The organism is Mesorhizobium sp. M1365, assembly GCF_040317865.1.
GTDB lineage: Bacteria > Pseudomonadota > Alphaproteobacteria > Rhizobiales > Rhizobiaceae > Mesorhizobium.
Genome location: NZ_JAMYLG010000035.1, coordinates 26,852 through 38,680, shown reverse-complemented (window position 1 = coordinate 38,680; position 11,829 = coordinate 26,852). Strand labels below are relative to the sequence as shown.

General features: G+C 58.8%; 13 protein-coding genes and 1 tRNA gene. 9 read left to right on the top strand and 5 right to left on the bottom strand.

All coding sequences use genetic code 11. The features are described 5' to 3' along the window. The first annotated feature begins 783 nt into the window (after window positions 1-783). Window positions 784-1,155, top strand: coding sequence for a hypothetical protein (locus NKH04_RS26095; protein WP_353045180.1), 372 nt, complete (start codon window positions 784-786; stop codon window positions 1,153-1,155). Window positions 1,156-2,065: 910 nt separating this feature from the next. Here NKH04_RS26095 and NKH04_RS26090 read toward each other — a convergent pair. The 4 genes from NKH04_RS26090 to NKH04_RS26075 all read right to left on the bottom strand — a co-directional run bounded on the left by NKH04_RS26090 (window position 2,066) and on the right by NKH04_RS26075 (window position 4,595). Then, a complete protein-coding gene (locus NKH04_RS26090; protein WP_353045179.1) occupies window positions 2,066-2,197 on the bottom strand; it encodes a hypothetical protein in 132 nt (43 codons plus the stop codon). Window positions 2,198-2,611: 414 nt separating this feature from the next. Then, window positions 2,612-3,235, bottom strand: a complete 624-nt coding sequence (locus tag NKH04_RS26085; protein ID WP_352813722.1) for a hypothetical protein — start codon at window positions 3,233-3,235, stop codon at window positions 2,612-2,614. A 23-nt stretch (window positions 3,236-3,258) separates the two neighbouring features. Continuing rightward, entirely contained in the window at window positions 3,259-4,371 is a 1,113-nt protein-coding gene (locus NKH04_RS26080; protein ID WP_352706916.1) for a ComEC/Rec2 family competence protein, read from the bottom strand. 124 nt (window positions 4,372-4,495) lie between these two features. Then, window positions 4,496-4,595, bottom strand: a tRNA-Glu gene (locus NKH04_RS26075). Between the two features lie 240 nt (window positions 4,596-4,835). Here NKH04_RS26075 and ubiM point away from each other — a divergent pair. Together ubiM and NKH04_RS26065 are read left to right on the top strand one after the other, a co-directional pair. Beyond that, window positions 4,836-6,017 (top strand): 5-demethoxyubiquinol-8 5-hydroxylase UbiM, encoded by a 1,182-nt coding sequence (gene ubiM / locus NKH04_RS26070; RefSeq protein WP_353045188.1) that lies wholly within the window; start codon window positions 4,836-4,838, stop codon window positions 6,015-6,017. Between the two features lie 302 nt (window positions 6,018-6,319). Beyond that, the gene (locus NKH04_RS26065) at window positions 6,320-8,227 is read left to right on the top strand and encodes a putative bifunctional diguanylate cyclase/phosphodiesterase (protein ID WP_352938819.1); all 1,908 of its coding nucleotides are present in this window, start codon (window positions 6,320-6,322) and stop codon (window positions 8,225-8,227) included. A gap of 95 nt (window positions 8,228-8,322) precedes the next feature. Here the strand turns inward: NKH04_RS26065 and NKH04_RS26060 are convergent, their stop codons facing one another. Then, window positions 8,323-8,592, bottom strand: a complete 270-nt coding sequence (locus tag NKH04_RS26060; protein WP_023722036.1) for a DNA -binding domain-containing protein — start codon at window positions 8,590-8,592, stop codon at window positions 8,323-8,325. A 117-nt stretch (window positions 8,593-8,709) separates the two neighbouring features. On the opposite strand from NKH04_RS26060, the gene NKH04_RS26055 reads away from it, so the two are divergent. The 6 genes from NKH04_RS26055 (at window position 8,710) to NKH04_RS26030 (ending at window position 11,790) form a co-directional block, all read left to right on the top strand. Then, window positions 8,710-8,943 carry a helix-turn-helix domain-containing protein gene (locus NKH04_RS26055; RefSeq protein WP_023679646.1) on the top strand — a complete coding sequence of 78 codons (234 nt, stop codon included), beginning with the start codon at window positions 8,710-8,712 and terminating at the stop codon, window positions 8,941-8,943. Between the two features lie 154 nt (window positions 8,944-9,097). Continuing rightward, entirely contained in the window at window positions 9,098-9,325 is a 228-nt protein-coding gene (locus tag NKH04_RS26050; RefSeq protein WP_352529541.1) for a hypothetical protein, read from the top strand. Window positions 9,326-9,383: 58 nt separating this feature from the next. Next, window positions 9,384-9,704 carry a sunset domain-containing protein gene (locus tag NKH04_RS26045; RefSeq protein ID WP_352529543.1) on the top strand — a complete coding sequence of 107 codons (321 nt, stop codon included), beginning with the start codon at window positions 9,384-9,386 and terminating at the stop codon, window positions 9,702-9,704. 486 nt (window positions 9,705-10,190) lie between these two features. Further along, window positions 10,191-11,153 carry an ArdC family protein gene (locus tag NKH04_RS26040; protein WP_353045178.1) on the top strand — a complete coding sequence of 321 codons (963 nt, stop codon included), beginning with the start codon at window positions 10,191-10,193 and terminating at the stop codon, window positions 11,151-11,153. Further along, window positions 11,150-11,353, top strand: coding sequence for a hypothetical protein (locus NKH04_RS26035; protein ID WP_352549568.1), 204 nt, complete (start codon window positions 11,150-11,152; stop codon window positions 11,351-11,353). The genes NKH04_RS26040 and NKH04_RS26035 overlap by 4 nt, the downstream gene beginning before the upstream one ends. Before the next feature lie 17 nt (window positions 11,354-11,370). After that, the gene (locus NKH04_RS26030; RefSeq protein WP_353045177.1) at window positions 11,371-11,790 is read left to right on the top strand and encodes a DUF2958 domain-containing protein; all 420 of its coding nucleotides are present in this window, start codon (window positions 11,371-11,373) and stop codon (window positions 11,788-11,790) included. The last annotated feature ends 39 nt before the right edge of the window (window positions 11,791-11,829 follow it).

Below are 11,829 nucleotides of genomic sequence, written 5' to 3'. Positions count from 1 at the left end.
TGGGCTACCGCGTCGCGCCGCAGAAGACTGGTCGAGGCAAAACGTATCGAGGCCGTCTCAAAGGCCGCTGGCGACCCTGTAACTGTCCGCAGTGTCACCGAGGCTTACATACTAGAACGCGAGAAGGTTGAGCGCGCTCGCGGCGCTCGCCTTGATGCCGGCAATCGTATGCGAAAGCACATTCTGTCCGACGCCGCTATTGCTCACAAAGAATTGCATTGCTTGACGGAAGCCGACCTGCAGGATTGGCGCGGCCGTTTGCCTGCCAATTCGCCCGAGCAACCGTGCTCCGCGTTAACAACGACTTCAAAGCTGCCCTGAATGCGGGCGTCAGCAAGCACGCACGGCGGCTTCAATCCTTGAATGCCTCTCACGTCGGCGTCGTCGTCAAGAACGGCTTGGCTGCGACGGATGCGGTTTCCCCCCGTTGCCCGAGATAAGATCATACGCACGGCGGACCCGCACGCCTCCGGCAGGCTCTGGCTGTCCGGCACAATTCATCTATCGGGCGACGAGCCGCATAGAGAGTGTCGCGAGCACGCGCCTGCACTGACTCCTTAGCATTCGGGGATTCTAGACCTCCGTTTGTATATCGCAAACTAAAAATCAGTATCGTTTGCATATCGCAAACAACATTGGAAGATATCTTCCGCCATCACCTGATAAAACGTGGCAAGCACGTTTTGTACTTGATTTGCGAATGGATTTGTCGAAGTGTGAGTGAACCGGCGAGTGATAGAAACACTCGCCGGCTCTAACCACAACCAAAGAGGACGCTTCGATATGGCCGTCACCCAAAATATAGAATTGCCCGAATTCAGCAAGTTGATCTTGGCCGCAGCCAGGCTCGCTAAAGCCGGTCAAGACCAAGATCTTGGCGAACCAATCGACGTCAGGACCGGCGGAACCTATCGCACCCGAGGCGGCCTCTGTGTCGGGCCGCTCCGCCCTTTTCGAGACGAGGAGGACGGCGCCCACACCGATGCCGCCGGGCGTTCCCCATGGTTCTTCGCCCCAGGTATCGGCGCCTATGACCGATACGGCTGCATCCTGTCCGGCGAGATCCCGGAAAGCCAGTTGGACTGCGTCGCCCCGTGGCCTCGCCATCCTCTTGATATAGATCTAGAGTTCTCAAACAAGGAAATGCAGACATGATCGCTTTCGAAACCGGCAAGACCTTGACCGCCGGAACGTAACAATCTCAATCTGCGAGCTTTTTTCCTTTCAAGAGCGACATTAGCTCTTGCTTCGTCAATCCGTTGATTGACATATAAAGAGAGTGACTCTTCTTCTCAACCAGCGTGTCCCTACAGCCCTTGCTGCAGGTTTTTGCGGTGGCATCCCAAGACGCATAGCAGCGCTTGGGGCATGTTATGCTGCAAGAGTCTTTCCCCGTATCGCACGTATCAGAATACGCCGCCGTAGGTAACAAACCCGTTGCGGCGACAAGTAGGATCTTGCCGTAAGCTTTCATTGCAGACCCCTTTTCATCTCGGAAACAAGCCATAATACAAGCCCCCTACTAAATTAGTAAATAGAAAAGTACTGCCAAAGTAACAGGTCACGCAATTCCGGGCGTCTCGCCGACTTTTCAGTAGTGTAAACATATGCTTGTCTGTGTAGACCGGCGCTAGCCGGCGCAGTGCCGTAGGCGCGGACTATCCCGTTGGCCTTGCCTTGGCAGGGGTAACACGGGCGCTCACAGTTGCTATCGCAGATCATAAGTGCGACTCGGCGGCCGTTGGTTTCGCCGAGGCAGTCAACAGCTTCAATCCGACGAATAGTGCGGTATCCGGGGAGAGCGTGACCCGCTTCCCCGCGTTGGCGCACACCATGATAAGCGCGGGATAGTTCGGCCTCATCAGCCCATCGCCTCGGCATTCTTCACCGTATGAATTTATTCCTACACTTGAACGGAATAGGAACATCGGTCAAGGCCAACTTACCACTCGGTGACGTCTATGCCGCCGTCCGGCTGGAACGTGACACGGTAGGAAAAGTCGGCGAAGACGTTGTCGGTTCCATCGTCGGGACCGCAATGCACCTTGACGCATCGCCTCGGGCATCAGGCCCTTTCTTCTATGCGCTCGGCGGGCGGATTGTCGTAGCTGGCGTTGGTGACGGTGAGGCGTTCGAACTCGAAAGCCGCCGCCGAGCATGCCGAAAGGGCGAGCGCCACGACGGCAAGTGCAGACATAAGAAATGTGTATTTCGACCACGAACCTTGAACGCCAAGTCATATGATCCCGCTGGTGTCATCACCTTGGCCGGCGACGAATTCACGCCATCGGTAAATTGCAGGGTCCGGTGGCGGGCGCCGGCATGGGGAGCCACACAACACATCGCCAGGCTCTTCAATGTCACTGACGGTGTTGTGGTCGCCTCCGGCTCTAGCGCGGTGGCTGACACCAGCCCTCACCAACAAACCGACTCGTTCGGATGGGGAACCGCTCTCGCCGGCAAGGCGCACCGCGTCGAGCATTGGTGTTCGGGAACCAACAACACGGCCGGGTTTGGACTAGCCGCCGCCTCGGGCGAGTCCGAACTCTTTACCAGCGTCGAGGTTTGGAGGACGGCGTGAGGGTAAGAGGAGCCTATACTACCCGGAAATTCAAACCGTCTTCGCTGCGTGGCGCGCCAGCACCGTTGTTACCAACCGGACACCATAGGTTGCCGCCGAGTGGCGAACAACCAAGAACTGTAGCAGCAGAACGGCGCAATAGATAAACGACACCCTCAGGGACTGCACCATGAAAACCGCTGCGGTCCCAAAGCCGAAAAGAAACAGGAACGAAAAAGCGGCGTAGTCGCGAGTAAACAGAAATTCCCTGTGAGCATGGAGGATTGCGGTCTCTGACTCGACGTCTTTGTAAAACCGATACCACAGGCGATTTTCGTCACCCGGTGTTCGGGGAAAAGTATCTCCCAAAGAGTCTTTCAGTCGAGACATATCGATGCGAGGATCTGTCGGCCCGTGCCTGCTAAAGGCTCGATGTCCAGGCAATGCAAAGTGCCATCGAAGAAACACCAAGCGGGCTTTCGCAGCGGCGTTCAGAAGGCCGTTTGCGACTGATGTAACAATGAGAGCTAGCCCGACCGGAAGAAGGTTTGCGGCCCCCACCAGCAGGCCCTTGATGCCGGAAACCGCAAGAGCGTCAGACTGTGCCACCCCATAAAACAAAGCAAAATTCGCGGCAATCGTAAGCCAAAGCTGCCAGCGGGTCTGATCTTTCAACGAGCGCGGCGGTCCATCTGTGCTCACGTATATTCCTCGACCTGTGTGTAGAATGGCAGACTTTCCGCAACGTCATATCCAGCACGTGCCGGGAAACCTCCCCAATGAACCTTGCCGATGCCTTGAGTTGCAATGATATGGCCGCCACGGCGCTTAAAGGCGTTTAACACGATCCGGCGGGGATGTTTTTCGTCGTCCTTAGGTGCAGAAACAAAAGCACTGAAACGTGATGCAGAAACCTCCGCCTGAATTTCTCCTAAAAGACGCGTAAGAATCGTGGGGCCGACGTTGCGTCGACTGCCGTGATGGGGGATTTGCACAAAGCTAAACTTTTGAAGTGGAAGGCCTACGCTCTCCGCATAAATGGCCGCCCATCGCAATCCATTTACCCCTGTGTCCCCCGTGAGAAGCACACGGGCGTCGTTCTCAAAAGAGCCATACAGTACGACGCTCGTTTCATTGCTGGCGCTGGTGATTCCCCCGTCTTGCAAACGCTCGTTTTCCCAACTCTCCGTCGTCCAACCATGCAGCGCGGCCTTCGCTGCTTCCAAGATCTTGCGCGCGAGCGACTCCTTGCCTAACCACATCTGTGCCGCCTCAATCGCGGCCTGGTCCGGATCGGGAGTCTTTTCGAATTGCGGCAAGAGATAACTGTACGAAACGCGGCTGGGCGAGCATACGCGGAAAGGGCCGATGTCCGTGCCTTGGAATGGAAAGAAAATATTGGTGCCAGCTTCCGAAGCTAAGTCGTAGATTTCGCTGATCGTCCCGTATTCGGCCTTTACAGCGGACTTCAGCCCCTCAGCAGTCCATCGCTTATCCGAAAAAAGGTGACGGGACTCCTCGGCGAGGAGCCAAGGGATATGCATCCAGAGATTTCGCACAGGAATCTCGCTCAAAACCGTGCGCAGCCCCGAAGCATGGTCCGCATCGGAATGCGTCAACACCACATGCTCCAGAACAGGAAATGGCCCGAACTGCTTCTTGAGATGCGCTACGATGTTGTCTCCGGTTTCTGCATGTCCGCCGTCGACCAACATCAGATGATAAGCGGCAGCGTCGCCATAACGCACTACAATGGCGTCACCGGCTTTGGAGCCGGAGCCAACCGGCAGAAACTCAACCTCACAATGCATCTGGCCCCCCAAGCACTCATATAGGAGCCAATTTCAACGTTCGGCTATCTGATTCCATCAATCTCCACCCAAATCCACCTTTTTCCACATGACACGGAAACATATGCTAAGTGCTTGATTTTGCTGGTACGCCCAAGGGGAATCGAACCCCTGTTACCGCCTTGAAAGGGCCGCACCGAACGGGAAGCCGGCCATTCCATGATGACCTGACCAGACCATGGCGTGGCGATCGACCAGTCGACCGTGAACCCGCCGTTGCCGCGTTTATCGAGCCTGGTTGATCCACATCAGGGTTATCTCTTCATAGGCATGGTTTATTGAGCATTTTTGAACGGAGAACGGATGTCTAACGGACGGTTAGGTCGCGTGGAGACGCTTGGGGAGATGAGCCGCAAACCGTGGATCGATTGCGATGCGTTCCAGTGCCCTTCGTCGCAGGTAGCCGACGCTATGGCGGCACGCTGATGGCCGGCTCTGTCGATAGATTCGACGTCATTGTCGTCGGAGCCGGGCCGGTCGGACTTTCCTTCGCCGCATCGCTTGCCCAGAGCCGACTCAAGGTGGCAGTGGTTGAACGGCAGTCGCTCGAAAGCCTGGCGAATCCGGCTTTCGACAGTCGCGAGATCGCGCTGACCCACGCATCGGTTGGAATCCTTCGCGAGCTCGGCGCCTGGGATGCCATCCCCGCTTCGGACAAATCACCGCTACAAGGCGCGCGCGTGCTCAACGGATCGAGCCCTTTCGCCCTGAGCTTCGATTCTCCCAGCGGATCTGGGGAACCACTCGGAATTCTGGTCCCAAATTGTCGGATCCGCGACGCCCTGTTCAAGCTTGTCCACTTCCAGGATCATGCCCAGCTGCTGTGCGGCCGCTCGGTCGTCAATGCAACAACCAGCCACAAAGAAGCAGTCATAACGCTCTCTGATGGCAGGCAATTGGCCGCTCGGCTGCTCGTTGCAGCGGATTCGCGTTTGTCCGCGACGCGCGACCTGCTCGGCATTGGCGCCGACATCAATCGGCTTGGCAACTCCATGCTGATTTGCCGGGTGAGGCACGAGCGCGCCCATCACCAGATCGCGGTCGAATGGTTCGATCACCATCAGACGATAGCGATGTTGCCGCTCATGGAAGGCGTGTCGTCGCTGCTTCTCACTTTGCGCTCAAGCGAGGCCGACAGACTGCTTGCTCTCGACGACGATTTGTTCCTCACGGAATCGACGAGCCGGTGTCGAGGACGCCTCGGAGAGATGACCTTGGCAAGCACCCGCCATGCCTATCCGCTGGTCACGACCTTGGCGCACAAGTTCTGGGCTCCGAGTGCGGCACTGATCGGCGATGCTGCCCTCGGCATGCACCCGGTGACCGCGCATGGCTTCAACATCGGCCTCAGTGGCCAGAAGCAACTCGCCGACAGAATGCTGGCGGCATGTCGCGAGCGCCGCGACATTGCTGATCCCGACATACTCGGCAGATACGAAAGCCGGCTGCGTCTGTCGGCGGCACCGCTCTATCATGCTACGAATGCGCTTGTCGCTCTCTACTCAGGCGAGCACCCGGCGGCACGGCTTGCAAGACATGCAGGGCTTCGCTTTGCCCAATATCTTCCCTTTATCCGCCATGGCATTTCGGCCATGCTCAGGCGGTGAATCGCAGGCAGCGCTGCCGCTCTGGAACGCTATCTCGGCCCGGCTTCCTTTTGTCTCGCCGGGCGCGTTGATGCCGTTGGCAGGGCTGATTCCATGGTGACGTTGCCGATCCTGGGATGATTCGGATCAAGGCACGCGTGCGGGCAAGAGCTCGATGGTCAGACGGCAAGGCCAAGAGCAGACGTGCGCCCCGAAGACATGGTGAGCGCACTGGTTACCCCCGCTGGATAGTTAACCCGTCCTTCAGTGGGCCTGCGTAAGCTTGTCCTCGCGAACAACGATGGGAGCAAGCTGGTCCGTCCATGGCCCCGAAGAAAGTAGACACGCTGGAGGCCAAAATCCGTCAGGATCAGCTTGCTGACCTGAGGACCGGCCTCTTCGTGTCGATGCCGATAAGCGGTATCCTGTCAGGCCTGATTTGGGCGGTGCACGCCCTTTCTGGCAGCGGCTTTGCCGCTGCAATCTGGTTCCTGGTCGTCAATGCGATAAATGCCGCCCGCCTTGCACTCGCGCGTTATCAGCTAAAGGAAACGGGGCGCCATGACGGTTTAGTGGGGGTTTTGCCGCGGCTTCGCTGGTTTGGCATCCTTGCTCTTCTGGCAGGGTTTGCCTGGTCCTTCCTGGCCGTCCTGACTGTTGGATACACGACACCTCAAGCACCGCTGCATCTGGTCATTCTGGCGGGCATTTCCGCTGGTGCGGTTACATACGGCAGTTCGTATGCCGCGGCGGCGACCAACTTCATCACACCTCCGCTCCTCATCACGGTGGCTTGCCTTTTGGCGAAAGGCAATTTTGAAGACTACATTCTGGCTTTTACCGTTCTGCTCTTCATGGGCGGCTTGGTTCGAGCTTCGTTTGTTGGGCAAGCACGGTTCCGCGAAGCGAGCCGCCTGAGGCATGAGGCCGAGCGGCTTGCGGCGGAGATGAAGGCCAGTTCCAGGCAGGACCACCTGACGGCCCTTCTCAACAGGCGTGGCCTCGAAGACGCAATAGGACGTTTCGAGACCGCGGATGGCCCCTTCGTGGCAATGCTGGTTGATCTGGACGGGTTCAAATCCGTCAACGATACCTACGGTCACAGGACCGGTGATGAACTGCTTGTCAGGATCGCCCGCCGCATAGAGGAGGAAGCACCGGAAGGCTCAACGCTCGCTCGTATCGGCGGCGATGAATTCGTGCTGTTTTTTCCCTCAACGAGGGTTTCGCTTTCTGCCAGTGATCTCGCCTCCAATATCATAGCCAAAATTGCCCGCCCCTATATCGAGGTCGCGTCCGTCCGGGTCGGGGCATCAATAGGAATATATCTGGCGGAAAGCCCGGGCCTGACCGAAATGTTGTTGCGGGCGGATATCGCCCTTTATACGGCCAAGCGTCGTGGCAGGAACGAATTTTGCCTGTTCGATGCCGAACTCGACAGGGAACTGCAACGCCGCCAGTCCGTCGAACGGGACCTTCATTCGGCGATAAAGACGAGAAGCTTGCAACCTTGGTTCCAGCCGATCGTGAAACTCGACACCGAGGCCGTGGTCGGCTTTGAAGCCTTGCTGAGGTGGTCCCATCCGACTCATGGTGCCATCTCTCCACCCGAAATCATCACAGCTGCACGCGAAACCGGAATGCTTCAGCTGCTGACGCAAACCGTATTCGCCGACTGTTGTGCTTTTATCGACGGCTTGGTGAAAGCTGACTGTCGTGATCTCCGTGTGGCGATGAATGTTTCACCGCGCGAACTGGAAGCCGGCGATATCGACGACATGGTTCTGGATGGTCTGGCGGCAAGAGGTCTCCCTGCAACGATGTTCGAGATCGAGATTACCGAAGAATCCCCGGTTGACCCGGACAGAGTGGATGAAAAGCTCGGACGGCTTTCACATGCCGGCATTTCCATCGCGCTCGATGACTTCGGCACCGGCTTTTCTACGTTGGCATCGCTCAAGGACAGTCGGATACGCAAGGTCAAAATAGACCAGGGCTTCATTCGCGGCTTGGCCAAGTCCCGAGAGGACCGACTGCTTGTCAAATCGGTCATCGATCTCGGTAACATGCTCGGGATCGAGGTCATGGCCGAGGGCGTCGAAACAGAGGCGGATCGGCAAACCCTGCACAAGCTTGGCTGCCGAACCGCTCAAGGCTTCCTGTTCTCCAAGGCTGTGCCTCTGAGCCAAGCACTGGAAATGGCAGTCAAACAGCACGCGAACCAGTTGTGACCGCTCCCGCCGCGCCGTCTCTCGCGGCCGTGCGCTCATGAGTGACGGGTATCTGAACTTCCTTGTTTGAAGAGCATGACAATCCGTGCTGTGCGTCAGCCGGCGAACAGTTCCTTGTAGCCGGTCGTCACCATCCAGTTCGCCCGGTCGATATGGCTGCGAAGAGCCTTGCGGGCGCGGACCGGTTCAAGGGCCGGGTCGATGCCGAGAATGAGATCGGCCATCTCCTCTTCGCTGGCATTGTCGGCGCAGGCATCCAGGATCCGCAGGTAGATCGTGAAATGCTCCCTGTCGTAGCTCGTGAGGTTCTCCGACCAGGGGACTTCGTCGCACAGAGTTGAGTTTCGAGTCTCATCTGTTCCCATTGATCGATTCATGCCTGCGAACCTCGCCTGTTGAGCGCCCGCAGCATATCCCAAAATGGGATAATCCGAAACCGGGATTAGTCGCTGATCCGGTCTTTACCCGACCGGTTCGCCTACATGCCCAAGTCTCTTCGATCGCCCCGCCACCAGCGGTTTCTGGCCCAGCTGGTTTCCCTGCGCAAGGCCAAAGGCCTGACTCAGGCGCAGGTGGCCGAGAAGCTTGATCGTCCCCAATCCTTCGTGGCCAAGTACGAGGGTGGAGAGCGTCGTCTCGACGTCATCGAGTTTCTCGACTTAACTGCGGCGCTTGACGCTGATCCGTGCGAGATTCTGTCCAGCCTGCGGTCCTAGCGGGCGCCCGCGCGCCTAACGGCTCGCGCCGGTGCCGTGAACCGAGCGCGCTTTTCTTCGGCAAGCTGCCATTCCGCTGCGGGTGGGTCTTTACCAGGCCATGCCGATATAGGATGATAATCCTAGGTGGGGCGATTCCTCAACGGAGATCGCAATGGCTAGGACCAAACTTTCCAGGCAGCTTTCACAGGCTGAAATCGAGCGCTTTCTGGCGGAGGCGGAACGGCTGCACAAGAGCATCGTCCAGCCGCTTCTATCACCTAGCAGCGACCATTACCGGGCTCTCCAACGCACCCATGACGCGCTGTTAAAGACGGTGAAGGATATCACGGGTAAGGATGCGCCGTTCATTCAATGGTTCGGAACAGGGCCGGTGAATTAGACCAGACTTATAGACTCCAGGCTGCAAACGTCGCATTCTCTCTTCGGGGAGAAGGGGCGTGGGCAACCATCGCTATCAAGACAATCGGTACAACCGTCGCAGGTATGGCGAGCGCCATCGTTCGAAGGACGTTCCGTTGTGGGCAAAGATCGTTGCTGGTGGAACAATCCTGGCTGGCTTTCTTGCCTTCGAAATCGGCCCTGCCGCTGTCGGCTGCAACATCAAAGCCAATATCAGCTACAACACGGGCGAGCGAATCTATCATGTTCCCGGACAGGAATATTACTGGGAGACGCGCATCAACCTGTTGAAAGGCGAGCGCTGGTTTTGTTCGGAGGAAGCCGCGCGCAAGGCTGGGTGGCGGAAGTCTCGGGTCTGAGCGTCCGTGGTAAATGCTTGCGAAAATGCTGCATCGCACATGTTTTCGGTGCAGCATTCATTTGAAGTATTTATCGCGATCCGTTCGAAAAATCTGTCCAGCCTGCCGTCCTGGCGGGCGCCCGCGCGCCTGACGACGCGCACCAGGTGCTCGTGAACCGAGCCCGCTTTTCTTCGGCAAGCTCAGGCGGTCTCGGCCATTCGGCTTCGCCCCTTGGCGTGGGCAGCCCTTCGGGCTGTGACGGCCGCCGCCCTTGCGGGCGGCGCGGTTTGTCTGTTGGCCTTTCCCGGTGGCGCGGGGTGGGCGGCACTCCCTTCTAGGCCCGCCGCGGCAGCCCGCAACCCTTCGCTGCCGCTCAGGGTCCTCCTCTTCGTTCCGGTCCTTCGGATGCGGTCCGTCTACCACGGCGGGCCTTTCCGGTCGCGACTCGCCGCCCACCCCGCTTCCGGGGAAAGGCGCGGCGATTGGCGAGCGGAGGATGAGACGATGCATGCAAACAGCAAGCGTTGTGCCAGCACAGAGGCTGGCGCAGGCAAGGGCGGGCGCCCCAGCGCCAGCCTTTATCAGGAGATCACGGACCGCATCATTGCCGAGCTGGAGCGCGGCACCGTGCCATGGGTCAAGCCATGGGGCAGCGCAAAGGCAGGCCTTGGCCTGCCGAGGAATGCATCCTCTGGGCGCACCTATTCCGGCATCAATATCCTCATCCTGTGGGGCGCGGTCATCGAGCGCAGCTATCCCAGCCAGAACTGGCTCACCTTCCGGCAGGCGCTCGTCCTTGGCGGCAACGTCAGGAAGGGCGAGCGCGGCACGACCATCGTGCATGCCGACCGCTTTGTCCCCAAGGACGAGAAGGAGCGCGCACGCCACGAGGGCGATGAACCACAGGCCGTGCCTTTTTTGAAGCGCTTCACCGTCTTCAATGTCGCGCAGTGCGATAATCTTCCGGAAGACCTCTATGCCGCCGCCGAGCCGCTGCCTCAGTGCGAGATCGTGCCGCAGGCCGAGACGCTCATTCGCGCCAGCGGTGCGGATTTCAGAGTCGGCGGCGATCGCGCTTTCTACATGCCGGGCAGCGACCACATTCAGGTGCCGCCGCAGCCGGCGTTCCATCACCAGATCGACTATTACCGGACCTGCTTTCACGAGCTTGGCCACTGGACCGGCCACCCGACGCGGCTTGCTCGCGACCTCTCCGGCTCGTTCGGCTCCAAGGCTTACGCGCGTGAAGAATTGGTCGCCGAAATCACTGCCGCCTTCGTCTGCAGCAATCTCGGTATCGAGCCGACCGTGCGTCATGCCGATTACATCGGCTCATGGCTGAAGGTGCTGCGCGAGGACAACCGCGCGATCTTCCGTGCCGCCAGTCTTGCCTCCAAGGCCGCCGATTTCCTGCTTGGCCTTCAGGCCGATGCCGAAGGCGAGGCGCAGGAAGGGATTGCGGCATGACGATGCGCGATCCTCAACTGACCGCGAGCGAGCCGACGCCGCAAGGCGAGCAGATGCTCATTCCCGGTGTCCGGCCGATCACCACGCGCGATCGGCTCACCCTCCTGATGGACGCGCCGATGTGTCCGCGCGCGGCGCAAAAGCCGCTCGATATCGGCCTCTTCGATGAAGCCAGCAGAAATCAACTCGACCTGTTCTGATGACAAGGAGTCTTTCCATGATCCTGATCACCGATCCACTGCGCGCACGACTGCTCGCCAATGGCGCCGCCGAGGCCGACATCGACCATTTTCCCGTTGTGAAACTGTTCGATCCGACAGGTGCCGCGACGTGGCTTCTGAGCGAACTCGACGCCGATGGCGACACGCTGTTCGGCCTTTGCGATCTCGGCTTCGGCTTCCCCGAACTCGGCAGCGTCAGTCTGGCCGAGCTTGCATCCGTAAAAGGTCCGCTTGGCCTCGGCATAGAGCGCGACCTGCATTTCCAGGCGCGCTTTCCGCTCTCCGTCTATGCCGAAGCCGCCCGCATTTGCCGCCACATCACCGAGGCCGAGCGAATTCTGCGGCAGGCAGCAGACGCCCTTTCAAAGCCCCATTCCGAGCTTCCGCCCGACACGGCGGAACAGCAGCGCCGATAGACGCAAAAACCGTCCCGCCGCGCCGGCCTTCGGCCTCTG